The 24,770-nt window shown below is 46.8% G+C and carries 26 protein-coding genes and 1 pseudogene; 8 read left to right on the plus strand and 19 right to left on the minus strand.

The features are described 5' to 3' along the window. The 7 genes and pseudogenes from DXZ20_RS01380 to DXZ20_RS01410 form a co-directional block, all read right to left on the minus strand. Nucleotides 1–561, minus strand: a pseudogene (locus DXZ20_RS01380) (BamA/TamA family outer membrane protein); the annotation flags it as partial. 282 nt (nt 562–843) lie between these two features. Then, the gene (locus DXZ20_RS01385; protein ID WP_163660427.1) at nt 844–1,209 is read right to left on the minus strand and encodes a cyclic nucleotide-binding domain-containing protein; all 366 of its coding nucleotides are present in this window, start codon (nt 1,207–1,209) and stop codon (nt 844–846) included. Between the two features lie 181 nt (nt 1,210–1,390). Next, the gene (locus tag DXZ20_RS01390) at nt 1,391–1,648 is read right to left on the minus strand and encodes a hypothetical protein (protein ID WP_163660429.1); all 258 of its coding nucleotides are present in this window, start codon (nt 1,646–1,648) and stop codon (nt 1,391–1,393) included. Between the two features lie 263 nt (nt 1,649–1,911). Next, on the minus strand, nt 1,912–2,568 hold the full coding sequence (locus DXZ20_RS01395) for a peroxiredoxin-like family protein (protein WP_250565548.1): 657 nt from the start codon (nt 2,566–2,568) through the stop codon (nt 1,912–1,914). Nucleotides 2,569–2,701: 133 nt separating this feature from the next. Beyond that, on the minus strand, nt 2,702–3,283 hold the full coding sequence (locus DXZ20_RS01400) for a TetR/AcrR family transcriptional regulator (RefSeq protein WP_163695925.1): 582 nt from the start codon (nt 3,281–3,283) through the stop codon (nt 2,702–2,704). Between the two features lie 146 nt (nt 3,284–3,429). Next, complete coding sequence (locus tag DXZ20_RS01405; protein ID WP_163695927.1) at nt 3,430–4,608, minus strand: diaminopropionate ammonia-lyase; 1,179 nt, start codon at nt 4,606–4,608, stop codon at nt 3,430–3,432. Nucleotides 4,609–4,725: 117 nt separating this feature from the next. Then, nucleotides 4,726–5,985: an MFS transporter gene (locus DXZ20_RS01410; RefSeq protein WP_163695929.1), complete on the minus strand. Its 1,260-nt coding sequence runs from the start codon at nt 5,983–5,985 to the stop codon at nt 4,726–4,728. Nucleotides 5,986–6,206: 221 nt separating this feature from the next. Between DXZ20_RS01410 and DXZ20_RS01415 the strand changes: the two genes are divergently transcribed. After that, a complete protein-coding gene (locus DXZ20_RS01415) occupies nt 6,207–6,788 on the plus strand; it encodes a helix-turn-helix transcriptional regulator (protein ID WP_250565594.1) in 582 nt (193 codons plus the stop codon). Nucleotides 6,789–7,237: 449 nt separating this feature from the next. On the opposite strand, the gene DXZ20_RS01425 is transcribed toward DXZ20_RS01415, so the two are convergent. Beyond that, nucleotides 7,238–7,534 (minus strand): hypothetical protein, encoded by a 297-nt coding sequence (locus DXZ20_RS01425; RefSeq protein WP_163695933.1) that lies wholly within the window; start codon nt 7,532–7,534, stop codon nt 7,238–7,240. A gap of 91 nt (nt 7,535–7,625) precedes the next feature. Further along, the gene (locus DXZ20_RS01430) at nt 7,626–9,800 is read right to left on the minus strand and encodes a glutamine synthetase III family protein (RefSeq protein ID WP_163695935.1); all 2,175 of its coding nucleotides are present in this window, start codon (nt 9,798–9,800) and stop codon (nt 7,626–7,628) included. Nucleotides 9,801–9,977: 177 nt separating this feature from the next. Between DXZ20_RS01430 and DXZ20_RS01435 the strand changes: the two genes are divergently transcribed. After that, a complete protein-coding gene (locus DXZ20_RS01435) occupies nt 9,978–10,499 on the plus strand; it encodes a GNAT family N-acetyltransferase (RefSeq protein ID WP_163659404.1) in 522 nt (173 codons plus the stop codon). On the opposite strand, the gene DXZ20_RS01440 is transcribed toward DXZ20_RS01435, so the two are convergent. Next, the gene (locus DXZ20_RS01440; RefSeq protein ID WP_348918539.1) at nt 10,496–10,993 is read right to left on the minus strand and encodes a Rossmann-fold NAD(P)-binding domain-containing protein; all 498 of its coding nucleotides are present in this window, start codon (nt 10,991–10,993) and stop codon (nt 10,496–10,498) included. The two genes, DXZ20_RS01435 and DXZ20_RS01440, sit on opposite strands and share 4 nt — an antisense overlap. Here DXZ20_RS01440 and DXZ20_RS01445 point away from each other — a divergent pair. Further along, nucleotides 10,918–11,622: a DUF4184 family protein gene (locus tag DXZ20_RS01445; RefSeq protein ID WP_163659403.1), complete on the plus strand. Its 705-nt coding sequence runs from the start codon at nt 10,918–10,920 to the stop codon at nt 11,620–11,622. The genes DXZ20_RS01440 and DXZ20_RS01445 overlap by 76 nt on opposite strands. A gap of 121 nt (nt 11,623–11,743) precedes the next feature. Then, the gene (locus DXZ20_RS01450) at nt 11,744–12,391 is read left to right on the plus strand and encodes a type 1 glutamine amidotransferase family protein (protein ID WP_250565549.1); all 648 of its coding nucleotides are present in this window, start codon (nt 11,744–11,746) and stop codon (nt 12,389–12,391) included. A 137-nt stretch (nt 12,392–12,528) separates the two neighbouring features. Here the strand turns inward: DXZ20_RS01450 and DXZ20_RS01455 are convergent, their stop codons facing one another. From DXZ20_RS01455 to trpB, 3 genes are all read right to left on the minus strand, one after another. Next, nucleotides 12,529–12,981, minus strand: coding sequence for a phosphate-starvation-inducible PsiE family protein (locus DXZ20_RS01455; RefSeq protein ID WP_006513708.1), 453 nt, complete (start codon nt 12,979–12,981; stop codon nt 12,529–12,531). Between the two features lie 622 nt (nt 12,982–13,603). Continuing rightward, on the minus strand, nt 13,604–14,377 hold the full coding sequence (gene trpA / locus DXZ20_RS01460) for a tryptophan synthase subunit alpha (protein WP_163659401.1): 774 nt from the start codon (nt 14,375–14,377) through the stop codon (nt 13,604–13,606). Between the two features lie 211 nt (nt 14,378–14,588). Continuing rightward, entirely contained in the window at nt 14,589–15,836 is a 1,248-nt protein-coding gene (gene trpB / locus DXZ20_RS01465; protein WP_163695937.1) for a tryptophan synthase subunit beta, read from the minus strand. A 103-nt stretch (nt 15,837–15,939) separates the two neighbouring features. On the opposite strand from trpB, the gene DXZ20_RS01470 reads away from it, so the two are divergent. Continuing rightward, entirely contained in the window at nt 15,940–16,812 is an 873-nt protein-coding gene (locus DXZ20_RS01470) for a LysR family transcriptional regulator (RefSeq protein WP_163695938.1), read from the plus strand. A 9-nt stretch (nt 16,813–16,821) separates the two neighbouring features. On the opposite strand, the gene DXZ20_RS01475 is transcribed toward DXZ20_RS01470, so the two are convergent. After that, the gene (locus DXZ20_RS01475) at nt 16,822–17,427 is read right to left on the minus strand and encodes a TetR/AcrR family transcriptional regulator (protein WP_163695940.1); all 606 of its coding nucleotides are present in this window, start codon (nt 17,425–17,427) and stop codon (nt 16,822–16,824) included. Nucleotides 17,428–17,498: 71 nt separating this feature from the next. On the opposite strand from DXZ20_RS01475, the gene DXZ20_RS01480 reads away from it, so the two are divergent. Next, a complete protein-coding gene (locus DXZ20_RS01480; protein ID WP_163695943.1) occupies nt 17,499–18,221 on the plus strand; it encodes a GNAT family N-acetyltransferase in 723 nt (240 codons plus the stop codon). Between the two features lie 2 nt (nt 18,222–18,223). On the opposite strand, the gene DXZ20_RS01485 is transcribed toward DXZ20_RS01480, so the two are convergent. From DXZ20_RS01485 to DXZ20_RS01495, 3 genes are all read right to left on the minus strand, one after another. Next, the gene (locus tag DXZ20_RS01485) at nt 18,224–18,577 is read right to left on the minus strand and encodes an LptA/OstA family protein (protein ID WP_163659396.1); all 354 of its coding nucleotides are present in this window, start codon (nt 18,575–18,577) and stop codon (nt 18,224–18,226) included. A 67-nt stretch (nt 18,578–18,644) separates the two neighbouring features. Continuing rightward, a complete protein-coding gene (locus tag DXZ20_RS01490) occupies nt 18,645–18,935 on the minus strand; it encodes a putative quinol monooxygenase (RefSeq protein WP_163695944.1) in 291 nt (96 codons plus the stop codon). Between the two features lie 123 nt (nt 18,936–19,058). Next, nucleotides 19,059–19,967, minus strand: a complete 909-nt coding sequence (locus DXZ20_RS01495) for a helix-turn-helix domain-containing protein (RefSeq protein WP_163695946.1) — start codon at nt 19,965–19,967, stop codon at nt 19,059–19,061. An 88-nt stretch (nt 19,968–20,055) separates the two neighbouring features. Between DXZ20_RS01495 and DXZ20_RS01500 the strand changes: the two genes are divergently transcribed. After that, nucleotides 20,056–20,763 (plus strand): aspartate/glutamate racemase family protein, encoded by a 708-nt coding sequence (locus tag DXZ20_RS01500; protein WP_163695948.1) that lies wholly within the window; start codon nt 20,056–20,058, stop codon nt 20,761–20,763. Between the two features lie 62 nt (nt 20,764–20,825). Here DXZ20_RS01500 and DXZ20_RS01505 read toward each other — a convergent pair whose 3' ends face one another. Beyond that, a complete protein-coding gene (locus DXZ20_RS01505) occupies nt 20,826–22,292 on the minus strand; it encodes an NB-ARC domain-containing protein (protein ID WP_163695950.1) in 1,467 nt (488 codons plus the stop codon). Between the two features lie 211 nt (nt 22,293–22,503). On the opposite strand from DXZ20_RS01505, the gene DXZ20_RS01510 reads away from it, so the two are divergent. Then, complete coding sequence (locus tag DXZ20_RS01510) at nt 22,504–23,211, plus strand: Crp/Fnr family transcriptional regulator (RefSeq protein WP_163695952.1); 708 nt, start codon at nt 22,504–22,506, stop codon at nt 23,209–23,211. Nucleotides 23,212–23,369: 158 nt separating this feature from the next. Here DXZ20_RS01510 and DXZ20_RS01515 read toward each other — a convergent pair whose 3' ends face one another. Beyond that, nucleotides 23,370–24,740, minus strand: a complete 1,371-nt coding sequence (locus tag DXZ20_RS01515) for an MFS transporter (protein ID WP_163695955.1) — start codon at nt 24,738–24,740, stop codon at nt 23,370–23,372. Nucleotides 24,741–24,770: the final 30 nt, after the last annotated feature.

Consider the following 24,770-nt stretch of genomic DNA (forward strand, 5'->3'; position numbering starts at 1 on the left):
GGTATTGCCAAAGCTAAAGAAGAAAGAATCTCGCTCATCCACTGTCACCACCATCACCACTTGATCATCAGCGGCAGGTTCGAGGGTCAAGGATGCCTGTTTAATGATGAACATCTCATCAACTCGCTCTAACCCCTCTAGGGCAAGATCAGAGTCATAAACATCACCTGAGTGCAGGTCAAACTCTCGGGTAATAATTTCGTCCTTAGTATTGCCCTCAATAGGTTCACCGTCTCCATTCACAAAGCGAACCTGAATGTCTGAAATGACCTCTCCATTGCTGCTTGGTACGGTCAGGTCATTATTTTTGAGGCTAATGGCTGAATGGGGAGTTGCTTCTAGATGTTCTTCCTGGTCTTGGGCCGCCATCAGGCTGGAGGTGTCGAGTTCAGTCAATTCCTGAGAACTGACAAGGGATTCCTCAGCTTGAAGCGACGTATTGGTTTGTGCCCAGCCAGGAAACGTCAGCAGCAGGGAACTACTGGTAACGCTTAACGGTATTAATAAGACCCATCCATGCTGCTGAAGAAGATAGGATGCCGACAACAGTTTTATTTCCATAAACTTTAGGATGGCTTTACTTGGTTTTAATAATCAATACAAGCGTTAACTATTCGATTTTAATGGAATATCCGTTGAACTCAAAAAAATCTGTCAATTGCTCCACCCTAGATACTAGAAAAGTGCTGCAAAGCTTAATAGGGCAAACAAACCGCACATCTTAAAGCTTCGTTTAAGACTGTTTCTAATACTACTTCACACAAGCACATTAAACTCTGTAATGCTTGCTACATAGCCAGAATCGTATTAATTCCTTAACTTATTGGCAATACCGCTCTGCTATTACGCCTCTATAGCTTTGATGTTCATCTGATGCAGGCGTTCGGCCATCATTGCCATCATGTCAAAGGCAAAATTTGGAGTTTGCTCCACTAGAAATCGAAACCGCTCTTGACTAATGGGAATCAGCTGGCAGATTGTTTTTGCGATCGCACTGGCAAAATGGGGGCGATTTTCTAGAATCGCCATTTCTCCAAGGATCGTTTTAGGACCAAGGGTAACCATATTTTCACCGTCCCGCTGAATGACAACTTCCCCCTCAATCAGCACATACAGGGTCTCACTGACTTGATCTTGTTCAAAGATAATGTCTCCAGCGTTAACAGTAACAAAGTCTGCAGGGTGAATAAACAAATTCAGAGTTTCCATAGTGCTGCTGCGATCCCAGAAGATTGTGACTGTTGTATGTGCAGGGCCGGTTGTTGGTCTTGATTATAGATCACAATAGTACAGTGCTGGGTGGGCCTGCGATCTCATGTCTTTTTGTCACCCTAGTCAATATCCCTGGGGTGTCAACCTAGGCTGAATTCGCGATGGCTGGTAAAGAGAGCTAATAAAATAGTCTTGAGTCTTGTTTGGAAGCATTAAACAGATAAGATTCAAGGTCGTCTTCTGCGGGCTTCTCGTTTTGCTTCTTGTCAATCAGGAACTGACGGCGACGACCGGGCGGTAGTACTTGATATTCACCGTAGGCTTTGCTGAACTTCCAAAACTTATGCAAAAACGTTTTTAACGCTGACTGTGGGTAAGCATATGCCGATACCGCATCAATTTCAGAAGAATAGTGAATTATTATAAACCAAACCATGATAGCGTTCTCTAAAGTGTTTGTTGTCTTGATTTTAGGAAACCCAAACAAAGACAACAAACACTAAGATCGATAGGATCTATACAAAAGATCTATGCAAACGATCGATAAACTCTAATGCATCTGCGGATGCTTAGGGGGCATTAATAATGCCCCCTAAGGCGCTTGCGTTAAATCACCCCGTTACCTCATCACCCATCGACAGCCCCAACCGGGGTCTTTAGTTTTGTGTAGTCCCTTAAGCATCCGCAACAACCAATGGATCAAAGGGCTTTCACCGCAGCTAACACCTCCGTCGGTTCAGCCCGAAGCGTGTAGTCAGCATTCGCATAGGCATAGCGAATCGTACCCATTGAGTCCACAACATAGGTCGCTGGCACAGGCAACTCATAGCTGTCATCACCATTGTGCGCTGGAATATCAATGCCGAACCCCTTATAGAGGGGCTGCAAAGATGCATCTAGGGTAAAGACCAAACCATAATCACGGGCCACTCGATTACCCACATCGCTCAGCACAGGAAAACTCAATGCATGCTTTTCCTGCATTGTCAGTGAACTATCTGGCAACTCCGGTGAGATCGCCACCACCTGTGCCCCCAACTGTTGAAATTCGGGCAAAGACTGTTGATATGCGCGAATTTCCAGGTTGCAGTATGGGCACCACTCACCACGATAAAAATTTAACACCACTGGGCCGTTCGCCAATAGGGCACTGAGTTTAATCTGTTTACCAGTTGGATCAGGCAGTTCAAAATCTGGGGCTTGGGCCCCCACCTGCAAACTGTTATTGACAATGCCGGACTGCTCTAAATCAGAGGTTGCTTTAGCCATTGTCTCAACAGTCTCTTGAGGGGCTTGCCCCAAAAAGCCAGTTTGAAAATCTTTAAGCTGTGAGGCAAGAGAAGATTGAGTCGTCATAATGAGTCTCCTTGAATGGGTAAAGGTCAACACCATTGCCGATCCCTGCCAACAATGACAGTTCAACAATCACAAAAGACAGGAACCAATTGGTCAACAAAAGGGCAAAAAAATGGCCATAATCAGAACACGGCTAAATCAGCAGCTTCAGCAACGTCTCCACTTGCTGTTGAAGTGCATCAACAGCGACAGCGCATTTCGAGCGATTTACTAAACCCTGAAGCAAATTCAGCACTAATAAACTCAACTCTTCCGCTGGAATGTCAGCCCGAAATTCACCTAGGGATTGCCCTTTTGCGATCGCTCGTGTCAGCATCAATTGCACATGGCACAAATGCTCATCTAATAGCGTTTTTACCGCCTCGTCGTGGGGCGCTAACTCCACCAAAGAATTCAGCATAAAGCATCCCCGCCGCGTCTGATCATTTCCCCGTAGAGAAACAATCACTTGCAGCCAACCGGAAACCCCAGCCCTGGGAGAAATGGGATCATCCAAGTACTGACGGCTCAAATCATTGCTTTGATCTAAGTACCGGCGCAAGGCCAACATAAACAACGAGTGTTTATCTTTGAAGGCCTTATAGATACTGCCCTTTTGCAAGCCCGTAGCCGCCATCAAATCTACCAGAGACGTTGCCTCATAGCCGCGCAGCCAAAATGTTTGCATTGCAGCATCTAAAACAGCATCTGTGTCAAATTCTCGCAAGCGAGCCATGGTCGGACTGATGTTCTAACTACCAATAATTATAGCGAATTAAAAACCAAACGGTCAACAATCATCTCAATCCTATGGAAGCCATAGGATTGAGCAAAATTCAGGTGGCAAAACATTAGGTCTTGGCCTCAACTATTAATCGAGCTTTAGCGCCAAACAATATCTCGATATACCTCCGGATCAGTATCTCCCTCGGTGGAGAACAATAGCACTTTTGATGCGGACGTTAAATTTAGCGCTTGCTTAATGTCAAGAAAGTCGGTATTTGAAAGAATTTCAAACAGCGCACCCAGGGTAACGGCCCCTGATTCTCCAGATATTATGCGCTGATCGCCTGTTAAGGGATTGCCCAGAACCTTCATTCCCCTGCGAGCCACATCATCGGAACACATTAAAAATCCACTGGCCGCTGACTTTAATAGGGGCCATCCTAGGTGACTGGGTTCTCCACAGGCCAGGCCTGCCATGATAGTGGGTAAATCCCCTTGAACTCTAAAAAGTTTATTGTGGGTCTTTGATGCAAACAGGCAGGGAGCACCCTGGGGCTCTACAACAACAAATTTGGGCATAGGACGGTCAGATAAACCACACAGACGCGCCAGGATACCCGCAGCTAAAGAACCTACCCCTGCCTGTACAAAGACATGGGTGGGCCAGATATCTGGCTGCTGCTGGCAATATTCAGTGATTAAGGTACTGTAACCTTGCATGATATGGGTGGGTACTGCTTCGTATCCTTCCCAAGAGGTGTCCTGTAAAAGTATCCAGCCTTCTGCCTGGGCCTTTTGAGCGGCATGGAGCACTGTGTCATCGTAATTCATCGTTGTGATGGATGCGTCAGCTCCATATTTTCTGATGGCGTCTAATCGTGCTTGAGAAGCACCTTTTGGCAGATATACAACAGATTTACAGCCCAATAAGTTTGCTGACCAGGCGACCGCCCTGCCGTGATTGCCGTCGGTGGCGGTGACAAAAGTAATCTGCTCGTATTTGGATTTTTCGGCAACTATATGACTAAAGGTCAATTCATCCTTGTTGAGCTTTAGTATTTTACCTAGGTATTTTGCGATCCCATAGCTCGCTCCCAGCACCTTAAAGGCATTTAGATCAAAGCGTTGACTTTCATCTTTGACAAGAATTTCGCTAATCCCCAGGCGACTAGCAAGTTTGGACAGCCTGACCAGGGGGGTTGGGGTGTAATTAGGGAGACTGCTATGAAATTTATTGACATGGTTAGCCGTTTCCCCATTGACAAATGCAAATAACGTTGGCTCAGGTATCTGGGTTATGCGTTGCACCTGGTAAGCAATGGCATCCTTATTCATGGCTAGTCATTTAATAATCTTGCCCATAGGATAACTGTCACACTCCCATAAGCTGATTGGTGCCAGAAAGATTTTGGTTTGGCTAACCGAACAACCCGATACGTAGCAATATTTTTCCTAGAGATTTGAAGACGATTTAATAGAATCAGTGTGTGCTTGAAACTTTTCAAGTTGTTTTAGGATGAGTCCCCCAATCAGGGTACTAAAGGCAGCCGTTATCCATAATCCACGGGCAATGTCTTGATTTTGGTCCAGGGTCCATCCTCCGATCAAGGGGCCAACCAAATACCCAACAGTCCAACACTGGGCATTCAAGGAGAGATATATACCCAGGGATTCTTTAGGGGCGAGTTCCGTGACTAAAGCGACTGAGAATGGATTGTAGGTGACATTTGCGATCGCTAATACCACCACTACCATCACCATCAGCACCCCCTGTCCCCCAACAGATATGCCCACAAACCAGACTAAGAGAAAACCCATCCCCCACAACAGCATGGATATCATCAAAACAGAAACCCGCCGGTAGGGTTGCATGGCACGAACGATGGGTAACTGGAACAGAGCCGCTATCAGCACATAGCCAGAAAACAAAATACCCACATTTTCTGGAGCCGTACTGGAAGCATTGTGAACAAAGTTAGTAAAGTAAAGCGGCATGGTGCTTTCCATCAGGTTGACATAGGTGGTAAACAAAATATTGGCTGCTGCAAATACCAAGAAAACAGGATTTAGTAGCGCTTTACGCCAGGCCGCAATGCCTGGCGTTTCTTCGAAGGAGTGTGTGCGATCTCGCTTATCTTTAAACACAATTGCCAACACCCCCAGAAAGAGTGCAAAGGTGATGCCATCGGCAATAAACAAATGCTGATACGAATTGTCCATCGTCAAAAGCAATCCCCCCAGAACAATTCCTAAGCCTGAACCGAGAGAATCAGCTAAGCCAGAAACAGCAAAGGCCTCTTCGCGCTGATGATTATTGGAATTATCGGTAATCGCTGCCCCTGAGGCAGGCCAATAGAGACTATCGCCTAACCCCATCAGCACATTTGCCACAATGAGCAACGGGAAACCATGGGCCAACAAAAATACACCATCCGCCCCGATAGAAATTAAACAAGAAAGTAACAGCGTACGACGACGTCCCCAAAACAGAGAGTCTGTCATCGCCCCTGCCAGAAAATAGCCCCCGGCACTAGCCATGGCTGCACTACTCAGACCAATACCCACCTGGGTGGGGGATAGCCCCACCTGATTGACGAAGTAGATGGGCTCGTAAAACAACACAGCCCCCGATCCAACCTGCGAAAGAAAGCGCCCCATGACGAGTATCCAAATCTGTGGATTGAGTCGGGGCAACCAGGAGAATGTACCCATAAAGCCTCCATCGTCGACCGCTGGACCGACTTTCTAAAGTTTTTCCTTTATAAAGTACTCTAGCCACCCAGCTCGACTTTGTAAAGAAAGTTCTTTAGAATGTAGCCATGCCCCCAAAACAACCCAAAAAAAAGCGAAGCAAAAAAAATGAGCCCCGGCGGTCGCGGCAGTCGCGGCAGTCGCGGCGGGCCATTATTCAGTTGCTAAAGCAGTCGGGAGCCATGGATGCCCATGCCATTGCTGAGCAGCTGGGTATTTCGGCCATGGCAGTCAGGCAACATCTCTATGCACTTCAGGATGAGCAGTTAATTGACTATGAAGAAGAATCACGCCCCATGGGGCGTCCGGCAAAGCTCTGGCATTTAACGGCGGCAGCCGATCGCTTTTTTCCTGAAGGCTATGCCGAATTAACCCTGAGTCTGATTCACTCGGTGACTGAAGCGTTTGGGGCAGATGGGTTAGAGCGGTTACTGGATATTCGCACTCGTGAACAGCTGGGGGCTTATCTGGCGCAGATGGATGGGCAAGATTCCTGGCAGGACCGATTGGAAACCTTGGCAGATATTCGTACCCGTGAGGGGTATATGGCTAATGTGCTGCCTCAAGATGATGGCTCAATGCTACTGGTGGAAAACCACTGCCCTATCTGTGCAGCGGCAGAAGCCTGTACTGGATTATGTGATCGAGAACTGGAAATCTTTCAAACTGTTCTAGGCGTGGATGTGAAACGGACGGAACACATTTTGTCGGGGGCGAGGCGATGTGCCTATCGGGTTGTGTTGGATGAGAACCAAGACCAGTAGAAAAGTCTGTGCCATGGGTTAGTGGGTACGGACAAGTATCATTTTGGGAAATGCCCAGCTACCAAGGGTGCTAGATGATTCTTGCAAGCAATCAGGATCTACATAGTGGCAAGTAGTGCTATTTTGACAGATCAAAGTCCACCCGGATTGATCAATGTCAACCAACCGATAGGTTGTATCTTGCACAAAATAACCTTGTTGTTTTTTGAACATAAATATGCCTAAATTCGTAAAGGTTGAAGACATCCAGCACGTTAAGGTCCCCAGTAATATCCATCTGTGGCAAGTATTGGAGGGTAAACGGAAAAGTTTGACAAACAGCCAAACCATGAAAACCATGGAATCCCGGATGGGATTTATAGAGAGGTCGTTCTGGGATGATTGGCTAAAAAAATATAATGGAAAGCTTCCTAACGGCTTCTATTGGATCGATCACCAAGCTCAAACCTTTAATGTAGTTCTAAGTAATACTTGGCATGCTGCTGCGTATCAGTTAGAACAAAAAGGCGTTGTTTTTTCGGGATCATAACGGCCTTGGTGGCAGCCTGAAAAGAAAAAGAAAATCCGTTTTCTTGAAAATGCTTTAATAACCAGGTGGTTGCTGTTTGGAGTTTAGGAGTATTGTCATTGGTAATCTCCAGCAAGGTTTGGATTAATGCTGCATCGGGTGAAAGTCGCACAGCAAGAGTTTCGAGAGTATCTGTGTGTTGACTATCAAATTTTTCGAGTTCTGTAACAATATCCATGGCAATTATTAGCATTAAACCACATAAAAAAAGAGGCAAGGTACCCTCCTTGCCTCAAAAATAAACCACACCCGGCGACTACAGAACAAACTTACTTGATAAACAGCATCTCCTGATAAGTCGGCAAAGGCCAGCATTCATCAGCGATTTCGCCTTCTAGCGTATCCGCATACTCGCGCACGTCATCCATCAACGGACGCAAGGTGGACGCACAGTAGCTCATGTGTGCATGGGTGCTGCTAAAGTCATGTTTCTCCAGGGCCTCACTCAACTGCGTAACCTTGGTTACCATCGCATTGGTTAACTCTGCTATTTTTTGAGCAGTCCCTTTTTCAAGGGAAACGCCCAGATTCTCTAAGCTTGAAATAGTCGATGACAGCTTAGACAAATACTCAACAGCTGCTGGGTAAATCTTGGTTTTGGTCATATCGACCACTAATTTAGATTCCACCTCAATCGAGAGAATATATTGCTCGGCATACACCTGAAAACGACTTTCTAACTCAATGGGGGTTAGTACCCCTGTTTTCTGGAACAGATCTCTAATATACTCTTCTTGCAGTATGGGCAGCGCATCGGCAGTAGTCGGTAAGTTGGCTAGCCCCCGCTCTTCAACCGCCATTTTGTGCCACTCTTCAGAATAGCCATTGCCACCAAAAACAACTACGTCATGCTGTTCCATAATCTCTTTGAGCACAGTCAGAATGGCGGTGTTGAGTTCTGCCCCTCCAGTGAGTTCAGCTTCCAGTCGATTCCCCACCCAGGCTAGGGAATCGGCCAGCATCGTATTCAGAACAATTAAAGGGCCTGCCACTGACTGACTTGACCCTACGGCACGAAACTCAAAGCGGTTGCCGGTAAAGGCAAAGGGAGAGGTGCGGTTGCGATCGCCAGCATCTTTAGTCAAATACGGCAGCACATCCACCCCCAAATCCATTAACCCTTTCTTTTTGGAGTCGCTAATGGAGCCAGTTTTGATTTGATCAAAAACTTCTTCAAGCTGGGTGCCTAAATACACAGACATAATCGCTGGTGGCGCTTCGTTTGCCCCTAGACGGTGGTCGTTGCTGGCCGTTGCGATCGCAGCTCGCATCAACGGTCCATACTTGTGCACACCTCGAATCACAGCACCGCAGAACACCAAAAACTGAGTATTATCGTGGGGAGAGTCACCGGGATCAAGCAAGTTACCCTGGGTAGAGTTACTAACGGACCAGTTGACATGTTTACCAGAGCCATTAATACCGGCAAAGGGTTTCTCATGGAGTAAGCACACAAAGCCGTGTTTTTTCGCAGTGTGACGCAGCACCGTCATAATCATCTGCTGGTGATCGCTAGCCACATTTGCCGCTTCAAAGTATGGTGCAATTTCAAACTGTCCTGGTGCCACCTCGTTATGGCGAGTTTTAGCAGGAATGCCTAACTTGTAAAGGATTTCCTCCACATCCTGCATAAACACCTGCACCCGTTCTGGAATCGCACCAAAATAGTGGTCGTCAAATTCCTGTCCTTTGGCAGGGGCTTTACCAAACAGGGTCCGCCCAGCTAAGAGAAGATCAGGTCGCAGACTTGCAAAATTAGCGTCCACTAAAAAGTATTCTTGTTCAGCCCCACAGCTGGAGTTGACGTGAGAAACTTCGGCATTTCCCAGGAGTTTCAAAACCTTCTGAGCCGCTTTGTCCATAGCTGCGATAGAGCGCAAAAGCGGTACCTTTTTATCCAGGGCCTCTCCAGTCCAAGAGACAAATACGGTGGGAATGCACAATGTAGCGCCGTTGTCCGTATCGATAATATAGGCTGGACTAGTCACATCCCAGGCGGTATAGCCTCGGGCTTCAAAGGTGCCACGAATACCACCATTGGGAAACGAAGATCCATCTGGCTCACCCTGGAATAATAACTTACCGGAAAATTCTGAAATGACCGTACCGTCACCCTGGGGCGCGATGAAACCGTCATGCTTTTCAGCCGTTAGATTAGTCATAGGATAGAACACGTGGGCATAGTAGAGTGCCCCTTTAGAAATCGCCCAGTCTTTCATTGCATTGGCGACAGCGTCAGCAATGGAGAGATCTAGTTTTTCTCCAGTAACAATTGTCTTTTTGATTGACTTAAATACGGCCTTAGGCAGAGTGGCCTTCATTTTGGGTAGATTAAAAACATTCTCTGCCCACATTTCTTCAAGACTGGCTGGTGTTTTGGGGGGCAGTGGCTCCCAATGGATAATTTGGTTAATGGCTTGAATCCGACCTGCATTTCCACTCATAATCACTTTTTTAGGGACCAACTGTCTGATGGTACTGAACGCCCCACATAGAAGTAAATAGCAGACATATTAATGGCAAGAAACGCGGGATATTAACGCGTTACCTGTATTCTCAATGGGACAGCTTCCCGCCTTGCTAATGTGGTTATATCTGTCATTAGTGACGAGGAGCCTCCAGTGCGATTTGTTTTATGTACCTATGATGCACATGCCGATGCCATCTTAGCCATCCTCAACGATGCGATTGTCAATTCAACAGCGCTCTATGACTATAAACCCCGCACGTTAGAAAATATGGTCCACTGGTTTGCAGCAAAACAGAACGGTAATTTTCCAGTCATTGGTGCAGTTGACGACAATGATTTTTTGTTGGGTTTTGCCAGCTATGGCACATTTCGCGCCTGGCCCGCTTTCAAATACTCAGTGGAGCATTCTATCTATGTCCATGGGGATCATCGTGGTCAAGGGATTGGCTATGCCCTAATGCAACAGCTGATCGCAGCGGCTGTTGAGCAGCAGTACCATGTGATGGTGGGTGGCATTGATGTTGATAATCCTGGCAGCATCGCTCTTCACAAAAAACTGGGATTTACCCACGCAGGCACCATTAAACAGGCAGGCTTTAAGTTCAATCGCTGGCTGGATTTAGCGTTTTATCAGCTGTTACTGGAAACACCGCTCCATCCTATTGATGGCTAATGCCCATGTTGGGGAAGAAATCGACCCAGACCATGGGTAAACTGCGACCGTCTGCCTAGAAACTGTCCATGTTGGCTCAGCTGTTCTGCGTCAACTAGTTGCCCTGGTTCCCAAGCTTTCGCATTTGCCGCTGCTTTAGACGTACCCGCCGCCGTATGGGGTCGCACAATAAATGCGGCATCCCCCAGCAGGATCACCCGACCAAATGCCATCTGTGGCACGTCGAGATCCAAAATTTCCTGTACAAACGGCTCGCGGGTTGCGGCCACCAGCTTTTGCATGGGTGGGGCCAGCACCTGTTCAGCATAGTCCCGCATCTCTTGTTCTACCAGAAGTGTTGCGACAGTTTTAACGGTAGCCACCACCAGCTCAAAGTTGTTATAACGCCAGAATAGAAAACGAAAACGTCCACTTACCAATGCCCTATACGCCAGCCCATACAATCGTCGCAGCCCCTCTGTGGTATCTATCCCAAAAGCGATTGCCGTTGCCACCACTCATTATTGGCTGTATGGCTCCAGACCTGCCATATTTCCTCTATCTAAATCCCATTTATTCCCCCGGCCACAGCATCAGTGGGCTGATTACCCATGCCGTGCCCCAAGGTTTGCTTGCCCTTGGTTTATGGTATCTGTGGTTGGAGAAATCAACCCTCACACTGTTTGGTCTGGCACCATCTAAACGACAGGTTTCATTATCGTGGCTAGGGCTTGTTATTCTCAGTCTCTGGTTAGGAGCCGCTACCCATTCGTTCCTAGATGCCACTAGCCATGAATGGGGGTGGTTTGTACAGCGATTTGCTGGCTTACGCTACCCGCTGGGCGGATTGCCCATATTCAAATGGGTTCAATATGGCGGTGGTGCTATGGGTTTAACAGCTATCCTGAGCTGGTACTTGAGCGTTGCCAAAGTACCTAGCACAGCTAATCGCTCCGTGCAGGCTGGAGTCACTATTCTCAGCTTTTCAACTTTGAGCTTGATGGGTCTGGCTAACTGGGTACATCAGTCTCAGGATCTGCAGTCTTTTGCTATCAATTCGGCATCGGGGGCAATGTCAGGCTTTGTTGTTGGCCTATGCCTGTTTTCTGTTTTCTATCGAATACGTCGCTTGAGGGTTTCTTGACTACAATGGGCGTATAGGAGTTCGTTTTAACAGAGAACGTTGCGTTCCCCATAGTATTAATCTCAACAATCTCAGCCATGTCCATGACATCTGGTATTCCTGCATATGCCCCAAGATTTAGGTGTTAGCCAATGCGGGTCTGCTTAATGGTCGCAAAAGCGTATGCCATTGGTTCTCGTATAACAGTCTTAAAAAGAAGTTTCCTCAAACTGAATGGCTACAGAATACGCGCTACGTCGCCGATGGCAACATTATCACCACCACTGGTGTAACGGCATCGATTCCTGTGTCCGTGGCTTTAGTAGATGCGATCGCAGGCCATGGGAAAGCGGCCTTAGTTGCCCAGGCGATGGGTATTCAAAGCTGGGGAACAGAGCACCACAGCGAACAGTTTAAATTGAGTGCTAAAAGTATCTTCACGATTGTTGCCAACGGTCTTTCATTCTGGGCTCGTGAAGATATTAATATTCCGATCACTAAAGGTGTTGACGAAGTCGCCTTGTCACTGGTGGCTGACGCCTATTCACGCACGTATCGCTCTAAAGCATTCTCGCTACATACGTCTGATGCAGGTGTAACCACCAGGCGTGGCCTCATGATAGTCCCCGATAAAGTTCACGGCACAAACAAGACTGGCAGCCGAACTATTGAGGTACACAGTGATCTCCCACCTGTCGCGTCGCTGGACATCACTTTACAAGAGATTGAGACATTATATGGCACGAGCACTGCTGAAGTGGCTGCCTTACAGCTTGAATATCCTCATTGAATAGGCATCGACCTCTTGCTCAAACCGAAAGATTCGTAGCCGTCGATCAATGGCATTTTGGATAATTTCTCTGATATGGCTCATAGGGCTAGTTCTGACTCTAATCCTTGAGAAATCTAATAATATTGGCCTCTAGCTTAACGATGGATAGTGTGAATAATCCAGTAGCTTAGGGATAGGGATAGGATTGCGATCGCAAGACCGATCAAACTGATCCCTGACACTTTATCCAGGTCTAAAATAATAATTTTGCGAGCTACAGCAATGAGGGAAGTGACGATTACCAATTCAACCTGAACCACATGCTTTTTCAGGTAAGCCGTAATATTTTCAAGGATTTCGAGAGCAATTAATACACTTAGAAATAATCCAAAAATATCTTTAAGGGTGTCAACAAAAAATCCTTCAGGGCTAGGATTAAACAGGGCTGTCGCCAAAAACAGTATAAGGTCGACCATAATCACCATAATCACAATCAACATGGTGATTGAAAGCAATTTTGAGACGAGGGTTTCAAACTGATCGATCCCGGTTGAGAATCCCTCGTCACTAGAACGCCAGCGAATATATCGCTTAAACCGTTTCAACATTATTTTTTAGACTAAACGTTTTGAATAACTTAGTCTAAATCTCTGATGAAATCTTTGTATAACCGACTATTTGACCTAATACACCCATTTTACAATCATTAAAGAGTAGTTCTAATTCAGCCCTTACCTATATAAACGCAAATTTAAGGAATGATAAGTTATCTTTTGACTTCCAAAGATTACGCTATAACAGAGAGACTGACAACACCCAAAAACCTTGCCATTGAGCAGGTTTCAATTATTCTATTCATAGATGAAAATCTATATTAATTTACTTGTAATTGACTTGAGTCTATCTAAAACGAAAATTATGATGAGCGATAATGAACTTTATGACTAAGTAGAGATGGACTCAGATCTGTATTTGTGCAAACGATTAAAGTTCTAGTCCGTATGGTTAATGTTGTTTAGGCGGGGGCGGTATTCTTTGTTCAAGAATGCTGTTTAAGGCTATGATGCTGTGGCTATTTTTTGCCTTCTTCTCAGGACTGATCTTTGTTGATTACCAATTTAATGATTGGGAATCGGAGTCTTTGGATCAAACGACTCTAGCTGCCCGTAACGTCGATCCGTTGAATTAATCAATCGTTAGCATTAACAAAACCTTGGTCAGGATTTCAGATTAGCAATTCCTTAGACCTTGAATAAAGTTTTGAAGTCCTATAGCTCCATGTTTTGCTAAACATTCAACAGCATGGGTGCCAACCACAGCGATATCTGCCTGGCCAGTTAATTTTTGCACGTCATCGGAAGACCGTATGCCAAACCCCACTGCCATGGGTAGTGAAGTGGTTGCTCTTACCTGACGTAAATATTGGTGAACCATTGTCGAGAACTGAGTCTGTCGACCGGTGACTCCTTTTCGTGCGACGCAGTAAATTAATCCGCTGGTGTCATGGGCGATCTGGTGTATGCGTGTCTGGCTGTTTTTTGGTGTAACTAGAAAGATTGTTGCCAATGCCTGGTCGCGACAGGCGTGAATATAATGTTCTGCTTGTTCGGGAGGTAAATCAGGAATAATGCATCCAGCAATTCCACCCTGGGCAGCAGTTTTGACAAAATCATCAATGCCATATTTAAACAGAATATTGACATAGGTCATGATCACAAAACGAGTTTGGGGATATTGCTGGGCAACCTCTGCTGCAAACTGAAAGCAATCGTGGATCGATGTCCCTGACTGAATAGCCGCATGATTAGCGGCTAACAGGATCGGCCCATCGGCAATGGGCTCAGAGAAGGGAAACTGGAGTTCGATCAGCTCAACGCCAGCCTGGACCAGGGCTGCTACGGCTTGGCGATTATCTTCCCAGGAGGGATAGCCCAATACGGTATGGGACATGAGTAAGATGTCTTTCTGTTGTCGTTGCTGACGGATAAATTCTTCGAGATGCATGGTTATGTGAAGGATAAGGCAAGGAAAAAGGGAAAAAGATCTGAAATCTATATCAAGAGATCGGCTGTGGGGCATAACTCCACGCAGAGTTCAAAAACCAGCACTAATTAGGAGCTGTTTTCAATATCTCCGATTTAAAGTGAATCATCTTGTAGGGGTGGTGCCTTATGCCCACCCTGGGGCGTGGAGTGTTATCAATCAAGATTGCAGGTTAATCTTTAACTGCTCTTCGTCGTAAAAACCTGTGCCAATCAGGATCTTGCAACGCCTCGGCAATAGTAAAAATATCCTTATCCCCTCGGCCTGATTGATTAATGATGATGGCATCCTGAGATGTGTAATTAGCAGCCTCTTTAAAGGCCTGAACAAATCCATGGGCCGATTCTAGAGCAGGAATCAACCCCTCTTTTCGTAGGGTTAATTTCAAGGCCTCAATCACCTCAGCATCCAGGGCCGATGTCACGCGAATGCGTCCTATTTGAGCTAAATTAGCCAGAACAGGTGAAACACCCACATAATCTAATCCGGCGGCAACAGAATGGGTGTCTTGCATTTGGCCATCGGAGTTTTGTAGAAACTGAGTCTTATACCCTTGGGCAATGCCGATGGATGCCTGGGCACTGGCCAACCGAGCAGCATGGTGAGGTGTGTGGGTTCCCAGCCCTCCTGCTTCGACACCGATAAGTTCAACATCGGTGTCTTCTAGAAAACCGCTGAAGATACCGACGGCATTAGAGCCTCCGCCCACGCAGGCATAGACGGCCTTTGGGAGCTGTTGGGTTTGGGAAAGGATTTGCGATCGCGCCTCCTGGCCAATCACCGACTGAAACCAGGCCACCATTTCCGGAAACGGATGGGGACCACAGACGGTACCTATCAGGTAATGGGTGGTTGCCATATTTGCAGACCAATCTCGCAGCGCTTCATTCATGGCATCCTTGAGGGTTTGAGTCCCGCTAGTGACTGGCACAACCTGAGCCCCTAACTGTCGCATCCAAAACACGTTTGGATACTGTCGTTCAACATCCTCAGCGCCCATGTAAACGGTGCACTCTAGACCAAATTTTGCAGCCATGGTTGCAGTTGCCACCCCATGCTGTCCCGCTCCAGTTTCAGCAATAATGCGGTGTTTACCCATGCGCTGAGCTAACAACATTTGCCCCAGAACATTATTGAGTTTGTGGGACCCCGTATGATTTAGATCCTCACGCTTGATGTAGATCTTTGCCCCGCCAAAATAGTGGGTCAGTCCCTCAGCATAGGTGAGCGGTGTGGGCCGACAGGAGTAGTTAGATAAAATTGCCACATACTTTTTCCAGAACTCAGGGTCCTGTCGAGCACCATGGTAAGCCGCTGTTAACGACTCAAATGTTTCGTATAAAATCTCAGGAATAAATCGACCACCAAAGTCACCGTAATAGCCCTTTCGGCTTAACAGTGGGGAGGCAACAGTTATCATTTTTCTGCGTTCTAGCGTCTATAGCCACCCTATGGGCAAATTTTTAATATGTCCAATATTGATTAACTAGCAATACTATATTTTTGAGATATAGTATTGTCCTATGGAACTTCGACATCTGAGATATTTTCTGGCGGTGGCAGAGACCCTGAACTTCAGTCGTGCTGCTGAACAACTGAACATGGCTCAGCCCCCACTCAGTCAACAGATTCAAGCGTTAGAAAAGGAATTGGGTGTCAGGCTATTTGACCGCAATAAGCGCCCATTGCAGCTCACCTATGCAGGGCAAGCGTTTCTGCCAGAGGTGAATGGGGTAATGGCTCAAGTGGAGCGTGCCAGGTATATTGCCCAACAAGCCAGTCGCGGTGAGGTGGGGCAACTGGCTATTGGGTTTAACAGTGCCGCCATGCAAACTGCTTTGCCAGAGATCCTTAAAGCATTTAGACAACAGTTTCCCTTAGTCAATATCAGACTTTGTGAGCTGGACTCTCAGATACAGCTAGAACAGCTTAGCAACGGTCAAATTGATTGTGGTTTTCTGCACTTACAACAGCGAGAACAGTTTAACCATCACATACTGCTCAAGGAACCTTTAGTTGTGGCCTTGCCAGACTATCATCCGTTAGCTGAGCAACAGATTCTTGATCTCAATTTGTTAGTGGATGAAACATTTATTTTACCGCCACCAACCATGGGCCAAAGTTTCTACTATCAGGTCCTTAGTCTTTGTGAGACCCATGGGTTTACTCCCAAAGTTATTCAAGAAGCTAGATTGCTACAAACGGTATTGGGGCTGGTGGTCAGCGGTATGGGAATTGCCCTGGTGCCAGAATCAATAAAAAAACTACAGCGCACGGGTGTGGTCTATCGACACTTGGAACATACGTTTGAGATTGAAACCCTACTTGCTTGGAGACAGGAAAGCCTATCTCCAGTGTTAGAACGTTTTCTCCATGTTGCCTTGAATGATTCATAAAACAGGCTATTATCCTGACAAACTCTGTGACGACTCACCGGCCAATTGCCTGATTAGTTGTTCCAATGCATGGGCAGCAGACTCTAAACTGTGGGCCTTGTCTGGTTGGGAGGCAATCCACAATGCCGCATCGATCATTGCACCATTGAGGAGAACCGCCAGAGCTGTCGGATCAATATCGGGGAAAATGTTTCCATCAATCAGATCAGCGATCGCATCCGTCAGGGGCACAATACTGCCCTGGGCATCGATATCGCGCAGCCTCTGCCCCAACACGGCAGGAGCATCCTGGAAAACAATTCGCTGGATCTCCGGATCAAGGGCAAAGGTCAAATACGAGCGACAGACCCTCACAAACGTATCCAGTGACGCATCATCCCCCGCCATAGCCAGGAGACGTTCAACCATTTCATCGTTGATCTCCTGCACAACGGCCTCAAACAAACCATCTTTACCACCAAAATTGTGGTACAGCGCGCCACGGGTAACGCCAGCGCTAGCGCAGAGCTTATCCATTGAAGTTGCAGCATAGCCAAGTTCAAAAAAGCTTTTTCGGGCTGCGGCCAGCAGCCGAGCAGAGGTCTCTGCTTTTTTTTGCGATCGCAAGTTTGCCATCAGCTCCCCCTACTTGACATACGAATCGTATGTGAGATATCACATACGTAATGTAGGTTAAAAGAGGACCTATGAATACGCAACTAAATGACCCACTAAATAGCAATGATGTGGTGCGCTCAGCAGGTCCTCAAGATGTGTCTTTTCTTGCTCAGATTGATTTAGAAGCTACACGAGCGCCTTTTCAGCAGTCTTTTTGGGAAGACATCCTGGAACCGACAGGTACATCACCGTTGCAGTTTTTAGAATCGATGCTGCAGTGTGGCGCATCCCATTGGGGACAGATTCAGGATTTCTTAGTAATTGAGAGAAATGGTCAACCTGTGGCCGCCTGCGCAGTTTTTCGACCCGCTGATATCTCAGCGGCCCACAGTCCGCTAAATATCGATAAACTACCACAGATAGCGGAGAAACTTGGCTGGACCCCGTCCATAACTGAAGATTTTCGACAGGCTTATCTCAAAATCTGGGAAGGTGATCATAGTTTTCTTAAGCCCCAGGCCGACATGATTGTCGAAACTGTTGCGGTATTACCTGAGCATCGAGGGTCAGGTCTGGGCCATCGCCTCATGCAGGCTGCCTTCAAGCGTGCCCGTGAAGCAGGAGCCTCTTCTCTAGGGGTGATGGTAATTCGCGGTAATGAGCCAGCCCAGGCCCTATACGAAAAGTATTTTGAGCGGTTTGCCACCTTCTATCCCGCATTTTTTAACCATACGTTCTCCGGTGTGACCAAGTATCGAGCCACCCTGAATTCATCCAAGGAGAACACTAGTCACGGTAAGGGTAGTCACTAGTGTTATTCCCCCGAAGGACTACACTGGCCCGTTGTTAGCAGACAGATAATTTGATTATCTCTTAACACTTCCCCCTGCTGGGTGACTTGAGCATTGCCTACCAGGATCAGTCTTTGCTCAGTCATAAAAAACTGGCCTTGTTCAGCCGTTCCTTCAAGCTGATGACGGGGATATTCAAAGAGCACATTGCCACGCAGGTTAATGATATTCGCCTCCGGGTTGGTTTCTTGAACGTCAGCCTGCAGGGTAAGTGTGGCTCCTTTTGAGGATTGGGCATGGGCTGTCGCTGTAGACACAAGGCCGAAAGAGACTAAGGCGGCTGTGAGTAGTCTTAAGCGCTTGGTTTGTTTCATCATGGGTAGCTCCCGTTCAAAATAGTGAAGCACTTAGCGTAAAACAAGCTTGCCTTAGTCAGGTTATACCCTATATCTCCATCCGATCAAAATATTTAATGTTTGGTGGTGATTCAAGAAAATGGGCCAGTTTATTTAATACGCCATTTTGGGTGATGGCGTTGATATATCGTTGGTGATGTTCGATAGTGAGCCATTCTTCATCAAAAATCATCCGTTGAGTCTCTGAATCAAAGTAAACGGTCACTTGCAGGCATCCTGAGAAACCTCTGACATTCGGTAAGTTAGCTGCTAAGAATGGCGTCAATGTGTCCATACTTCCAGCTTTAACTGTGGACTCGATTAGCACTTTCGTACTCATGGTTCCTCTCCTGAGACATTAGAGATTATGAAAGCCACTGTAGAGTGATGCTCAAGGCTCGACTACTCACATCGGGTCAGAAATAACGATTTCTGGTCAATGGGGGGTGTTTTAATTGGGCATTTAGTGAGGGTCAACCGTTTTTATTTGGTGAGGTGTTTGGTGGTAAACCCGCTTAAATGCGGTAATAAAGTGGGAAATGTTGTCATAGCCCACCTCATTGGCGACAGCCGTGACAGACCATCGTTGCTCGACCAATAAGGTGTAAGCGTGGGCAAGTCGTTGTTCAATAATCCATTGTTTGGGTGTGGTTCCATAGAGTGCCTTAAACTCTCGATTAAAGCTAGAAACACTGCGACCTGATAAGGCAGCAAAATCTTTTGCACTAAGATGGGAGATGATATATTTCTCCATCAGGCGTTTGATGTTGCGTTTGGGATTTTCTTGTTGGTTGACAGACAAGTTGGACCGTAGTTGTTGGTCCTCATCATTGATGTCGATGATGTGCAAGATTTCTAATAATTTTAGCTTAAGAATATGGGGAGAATGATGCCAATGCCTGTAGCTAGCGATCAACGACTCAAAAAACAGAGCCATTGCCGGGCTTTTGTCTACTTTGAGAAATGTGCTTGTGCTGTTTGATAGTTTAGGAAGACTAGTACCAGTCGCTAGAAAATCGGTAACAACATCGTCACTTAGAAACAGTAAATAGGCCCTTAATGAGCCATCGGTACTGACGTAGTCTGAATATAGATTTAGCCCTTTGGGTAAGAAGACAGCTTCGTGCTGTTGCACTCGGCAAGCATGGTTATAGCAGTTGGTAATTGTTTCCGTACCTGTTTCGATATAAACAATGCAGGGAGCGCTGGTGTGGAACTCTACATTGATCAGATCTTGCTCAAGGGCCTTATAAAAGATGGCAGAGTCTTGATTGTGAAGGAGAAGCTCTACATCTCTCATGCTGTGTAGAGCAGAGGGAATGTAGAGAATATTATTCTCACAATGCTGTGCTGTTGATTGCTTTAAGCTCATACAGGCATCTGGGACTTATCCACGGCATACAATGGTAGCAAGCATTTTGATTGTGTGATACTGGGGCTCACATGATAGGGAGACTGCGATGAAAACGATTGGTTTGTTGGGCGGCATGAGTTGGGAAAGTACCGTGACCTATTACCGGGCCATTAACGAAGGGGTAAAACAGGCCCTGGGCGGATTGCACTCTGCCAAAATCGCCATGTATAGTGTCGACTTTGAACCCATTGAAAAATTACAACATGCGGGTAATTGGGACGCAATGGCAAACATCTTGTCAGAAGCCGCACTGGGTGTGCAGGCAGCTGGGGCTGATTTTCTACTGATCTGCACCAATACGATGCATAAGGTGGCTCCCCAGGTGGAGGCTGCCATTGATATTCCTTTGCTGCATATTGGTGATGCGATCGCAACCACCCTACTTCAGAAAAATATTCAAACGGTTGGCCTGCTGGGAACCGCGTTTACCATGGAACAAGACTTTTATAGCGGTCGCCTTAGGGATAACCATGGCCTGAATGTTTTAATCCCCAATCACCATGACCGCAAGATTGTTCACCAAGTTATTTACCAGGAACTTTGCCTGGGAAAAATAGAAGCCCAATCCAAAGCGAACTATCTACGAATAATCAATGAACTGGCTAAGCGCGGAGCCGAAGGAATTATTCTGGGCTGTACTGAAATCGGTCTGCTTATACAACAAACTGACACTGAGGTAAAACTGTTTGATAGTACCGTTATCCATGCAGCCAAAGCAGTTGAATATGCCCTACCACAGGTAGCAATAGATTAGCCGCATCGAATTGACAACAGTCACTGACATGGGTTATATGGGCCTGTCCCCCCATGGTTATCCTAGATGTCATTGTTGTCTAGGATTGTTGCCAAGATAGTTAGGTTAAACACAAGATAATCATTGTTAGGATGATGTGCTTTAGCTAGACCAAGCCAACTTTTCATGCACAGTGAGGGTATCTGAGGCCGTTGACGGTAGGCCGATTGTAATGCGCTCAGAATGCGATCGCCAAGAATATCGTCGGTACCGGGGCGTAGCAAACAATGGCTCCTCAGGAGTTGAAAGGGTTGAATGCTATCCTGTTGCTGCGCCTGACTAAGTTCCTCCAAAATCTTCTGAACCAATTTTTCAATTACAAACGCCATCACCATGGGTTGCAAGCTAAATGCGGGTTCATCTGCCAAAAAGTGTCGGGTGATGAGGGCAGCGGCGACTAACTTCGATAAGGACTCAATCACCGCTCCTGGTTCACACATTAATAGGTGTGTTTGCAGTCGACATAGGGAAATTGGCTCTTGCCAAATGGCCAGCCAGAAGACAATTGTTTTTTCCAGCCCAGTCAGATGGTTAAATTGTTGTATTAAAGGTTGCCGGATCGGATTGGTTAAGATCACGCTGCCTTGCTCTAGAAACTGGGTGAGCCGACCACCGAAGGTTGTTTTAATGGTCAATGAGATCAATTTCAAGGCTAGGGGATTATGGCCATAAAGACGAGCAAGGGCCTTGAGCTGATGGGGATGCCCACCACAGCCACAGCTCTCTAACAGCTGAACAGCTGCAATAGGAGATAAACCAGGCAGCGATAACGACTGAACTCGATTTAACGTTTGAAACTGCGAGGGTAAGGGATCGTGGCTAATAACCAGAACACAGCTTTGGTGACGAGCGCCGGTAATCTGGTAGAGAAAATCTAAATAGGCTGTGAAGTTATCAAGGATGATCAGCCATCGTTCCTGTTGCATTTTTTTACGCAGCTGTTTTACCCCCTGATCTACGGTTTCTATGGGAGCATCTAGTAGATCTCCGAGTAGTGTTTCGAGGGATAATAGGGAACCGACTGACCGCCAGATGACGCTTGTAAACTCTGGCTGTAGCTGTTCAGCCAGGGCTAAGGCCAGGGTTGTTTTTCCGCTACCGCCCAGGCCGCTAATATTGACTAGCTTGGTCTGGTCTTCGAGAACCCACTCCTGCAGCTGTTGGAGTTCCTGATCACGACCGTAAAATTGCTCAATGTCAGGAGCATCTCCCCAATCCACGATGGTTTGGCTAGACGGGATGGCCTGGCTAGCCTCCGGCAACTGCTCTTCGGCAATTTCTTGCCAGTGCTCAAGGCCTACGGTCTGACAGATGGCAATAAAGGCCTCTTGCTGGATGCGTTCGCCACGCCAGAAGCGTCGTAAAGTAGCCCTCGATGTGTGGGCGTCCTGCCACCAGCGGGCGGTACTCGTTTTAGTCCAGCCACGGCGCTGACGGGCCTGGTTTGCGATCGCAAGTCCCTTTTCCGAAGCTCGTACCGACTGCCCCATGCTGCTCAACTATCCCAAAATCATATAGTCGTGGGTGACCATGTCCATAACTGGTTTGAGTATACCCCTGGTTTTAAGCACTAAGCCAGATATTGCTTGGCTAGATTTCGACTTGGGTAGTCATCTCACCTCATCCTAGACTGTAATCAGTATAGTTTGCCAACCATTCGTCATTTTTCCCTTGATATAGCTCAAAAACGCCTATACCCCGATGCAAGCAACGATTTCTCAACTCACCCAGATCCAGTTGTTTGTGGCCCTTGACCCAAAAGAGCTAGAACAACTTCAACCCCATACTCACATTCAGCATTATCAACGTGAGACAATTGTCTTGCATGAGGGAGATATCCTTCCTCAAAAATTACACATCCTGATCAGTGGCATACTGCAAGTTCAAAAAAGTGCCACAACCGGTAAGGAAACAATCCTGCGCACCCTTAGAAATGGAGATATTTTTGCAGCTCCAGCTCTGTTTGGAGATGCTAGGGCCCCAGCCACCGTTATCGCCATGGAAGATTGTCAGGTATTGACACTGTCTAAAGCCAATCTCCTCGATACCATTCAGCAATCACCAGAAGTGGCACTACGGATACTAATGGTGTTTAATCAGCGACTGCAACGGTTGCATACCATGGTGCATGGCTTGGTCTCAGAGCGAGCTGTGGTGCGGTTGGCCCAGTTAATTCAATATTCTGTCTGGCAGCATGGCACAGATATCACTGATATTGGAGAACAATTGCGAATTAAGCTGCCCTATTATCAAATGGCTCGCAGTATTGGTATTACCTACGAAGAATGTGCTCGCTTAATGAAAAAACTAGAGGCCATTGTTCAATACGATCGTGGAGGTAAGATTGTCATTCTCAATCAGGATGAGCTGGAGACCCTTGCTGCTGGAGAAATTGATCCCAATCAATAATAGAATTAAAGTGAAAGCTCTCTTTGAGATAATTTTTCCAATCAGAGAGTACCTGTGAAATCATACTGTGCGGGCATCATGTCATCTCTATGGACCGCATTCCTTGCGGCCCAGTAAGACAATCAAGTCGACCGACGTGGATGACGGGTTAGTTTCTGTCAAGATAGAGATGAATGGCTAAGCCCTGGTTTCATCGCTTCATGAAAATGTAAGTGACTGTGAGGCTGAGTCCTACCGTTATCAGCATAATGCTCATCATGGATAGGTTCGTGCTCATGCCAGAGTCCAGTCTGTAGCTGGGTGAGACGTTGAGGTTTTAACCACAGGTATATACCCACCAAAAATACAGATCCAATCAGACTACTGTATAGAAAATGGTAGTCAGGGGAATAGTGACCTAACCAGCCTGCCAGTGGATAGGCTAAGGCCCACCAAAAATGGCTCCAAGCAAATTGAGCACCGTAGACTCGACCCTGGGCTTCTTTGGCTACCCGGCTGGCAATGAGGGTTTGGGTGGGAACATTAACCAGGGTTGTTCCCATACCGGCTAAAGCCCATAACAACAGGAGAACTCCAAACCCGGTAAGATTGGCCGTCATCAGGGTCAGGGTAATCAAAATTCCACCAATGCTGGTTAACAAAATGGGGCTGTGCTTCTTTTTGGCATTGCCTAAACCAATGGAGGTGATGGTGGCACCAATACCAAAGGCCGCCATCACCCAACCATATTCGAGCTTTCCTAATTGCAGAGTACCCTGGACATAGCCCACCGTATTCACAAGAATTTGTGCGCCTGCGATCGCAGCAATCAATTGCAGCATCAGTGCATAACGAATGGGAGGATCGGCAAATAAACAACGAGTCCCGGTTTTGATATTGCGAATAACGGTTTCAACAGTTTTAGCATCTGTTCTCAAATTTGCAGATGCATTGTTGCCTGCTCGCAGGTGTCCTGGCAGGGTGGCAATTAAAATGGCCGCCACCAAAAACGTCATGGCATCTAGAAAAAAGACCTGTCGTGTGCCGACCCAGGCGGCAATACTCCCTGCCAGGCCGGGGCCTAAAACCCCTAACAATTGATAGGTAGCGCTGGATAAGGCAATGGCCTTGGGGCATTCGTCTTCGGTGGTCACTAAGGGAATTGTGGCCTTATAGGTAGGGGTAAAAAAGGCGTAGAACACATTCAGTAAGAATACAATCCCATAGATGTGCCAGGGCTGGGTAATAAAGGGCAGCAAGCAGACAATTCCCATGCGGACCAAGTGTGTGGTAATCATCAGGCGTTTACGATCAATCTGGTCTGCGATCGCGCCTGCAATGGGAGCCAACAACACAAAGGCCAATACCCGTAGTGTGAGGGCTCCCGCCAGAATAGTCCCTGACTTCTCCCCCGCTATCTCAAACGCTAATAAAGCAAGACCTAACCAGGTCAGCGATTCCCCCACCAAATTAATGGTTTGAGCTAAATAAAGTCTGGCAAAAACAGGGTTAGCCAACCCCTGTAGCCATCGAGGACGCTGTTTCCACATACTAAAAATCCAAATGTTATTAGAGCACTT

Origin of the sequence: Adonisia turfae CCMR0081 (assembly GCF_011009555.1) — a bacterium.
In the GTDB taxonomy this organism is placed as follows: Bacteria; Cyanobacteriota; Cyanobacteriia; order Phormidesmidales; family Phormidesmidaceae; genus Leptothoe; species Leptothoe turfae.

Excerpts from the sequence above, each read along its gene's own strand:
- DXZ20_RS01385 (WP_163660427.1), bottom strand. The coding sequence starts at position 1,209 with ATGGAAACTCTGAATTTGTTTATTCACCCTGCAGACTTTGTTACTGTT.
- DXZ20_RS01390 (WP_163660429.1), bottom strand. The coding sequence starts at position 1,648 with ATGGTTTGGTTTATAATAATTCACTATTCTTCTGAAATTGATGCGGTA.
- DXZ20_RS01395 (WP_250565548.1), bottom strand. The coding sequence starts at position 2,568 with ATGACGACTCAATCTTCTCTTGCCTCACAGCTTAAAGATTTTCAAACT.
- DXZ20_RS01400 (WP_163695925.1), bottom strand. The coding sequence starts at position 3,283 with ATGGCTCGCTTGCGAGAATTTGACACAGATGCTGTTTTAGATGCTGCA.
- DXZ20_RS01405 (WP_163695927.1), bottom strand. The coding sequence starts at position 4,608 with ATGAATAAGGATGCCATTGCTTACCAGGTGCAACGCATAACCCAGATA.
- DXZ20_RS01410 (WP_163695929.1), bottom strand. The coding sequence starts at position 5,985 with ATGGGTACATTCTCCTGGTTGCCCCGACTCAATCCACAGATTTGGATA.
- DXZ20_RS01415 (WP_250565594.1), top strand. The coding sequence starts at position 6,207 with ATGGATGCCCATGCCATTGCTGAGCAGCTGGGTATTTCGGCCATGGCA.
- DXZ20_RS01425 (WP_163695933.1), bottom strand. The coding sequence starts at position 7,534 with ATGGATATTGTTACAGAACTCGAAAAATTTGATAGTCAACACACAGAT.
- DXZ20_RS01430 (WP_163695935.1), bottom strand. The coding sequence starts at position 9,800 with ATGAGTGGAAATGCAGGTCGGATTCAAGCCATTAACCAAATTATCCAT.
- DXZ20_RS01445 (WP_163659403.1), top strand. The coding sequence starts at position 10,918 with ATGCCCTATACGCCAGCCCATACAATCGTCGCAGCCCCTCTGTGGTAT.
- DXZ20_RS01455 (WP_006513708.1), bottom strand. The coding sequence starts at position 12,981 with ATGTTGAAACGGTTTAAGCGATATATTCGCTGGCGTTCTAGTGACGAG.
- trpA (WP_163659401.1), bottom strand. The coding sequence starts at position 14,377 with ATGCATCTCGAAGAATTTATCCGTCAGCAACGACAACAGAAAGACATC.
- trpB (WP_163695937.1), bottom strand. The coding sequence starts at position 15,836 with ATGATAACTGTTGCCTCCCCACTGTTAAGCCGAAAGGGCTATTACGGT.
- DXZ20_RS01470 (WP_163695938.1), top strand. The coding sequence starts at position 15,940 with ATGGAACTTCGACATCTGAGATATTTTCTGGCGGTGGCAGAGACCCTG.
- DXZ20_RS01475 (WP_163695940.1), bottom strand. The coding sequence starts at position 17,427 with ATGGCAAACTTGCGATCGCAAAAAAAAGCAGAGACCTCTGCTCGGCTG.
- DXZ20_RS01480 (WP_163695943.1), top strand. The coding sequence starts at position 17,499 with ATGAATACGCAACTAAATGACCCACTAAATAGCAATGATGTGGTGCGC.
- DXZ20_RS01485 (WP_163659396.1), bottom strand. The coding sequence starts at position 18,577 with ATGATGAAACAAACCAAGCGCTTAAGACTACTCACAGCCGCCTTAGTC.
- DXZ20_RS01490 (WP_163695944.1), bottom strand. The coding sequence starts at position 18,935 with ATGAGTACGAAAGTGCTAATCGAGTCCACAGTTAAAGCTGGAAGTATG.
- DXZ20_RS01495 (WP_163695946.1), bottom strand. The coding sequence starts at position 19,967 with ATGAGCTTAAAGCAATCAACAGCACAGCATTGTGAGAATAATATTCTC.
- DXZ20_RS01500 (WP_163695948.1), top strand. The coding sequence starts at position 20,056 with ATGAAAACGATTGGTTTGTTGGGCGGCATGAGTTGGGAAAGTACCGTG.
- DXZ20_RS01505 (WP_163695950.1), bottom strand. The coding sequence starts at position 22,292 with ATGGGGCAGTCGGTACGAGCTTCGGAAAAGGGACTTGCGATCGCAAAC.
- DXZ20_RS01510 (WP_163695952.1), top strand. The coding sequence starts at position 22,504 with ATGCAAGCAACGATTTCTCAACTCACCCAGATCCAGTTGTTTGTGGCC.
- DXZ20_RS01515 (WP_163695955.1), bottom strand. The coding sequence starts at position 24,740 with ATGTGGAAACAGCGTCCTCGATGGCTACAGGGGTTGGCTAACCCTGTT.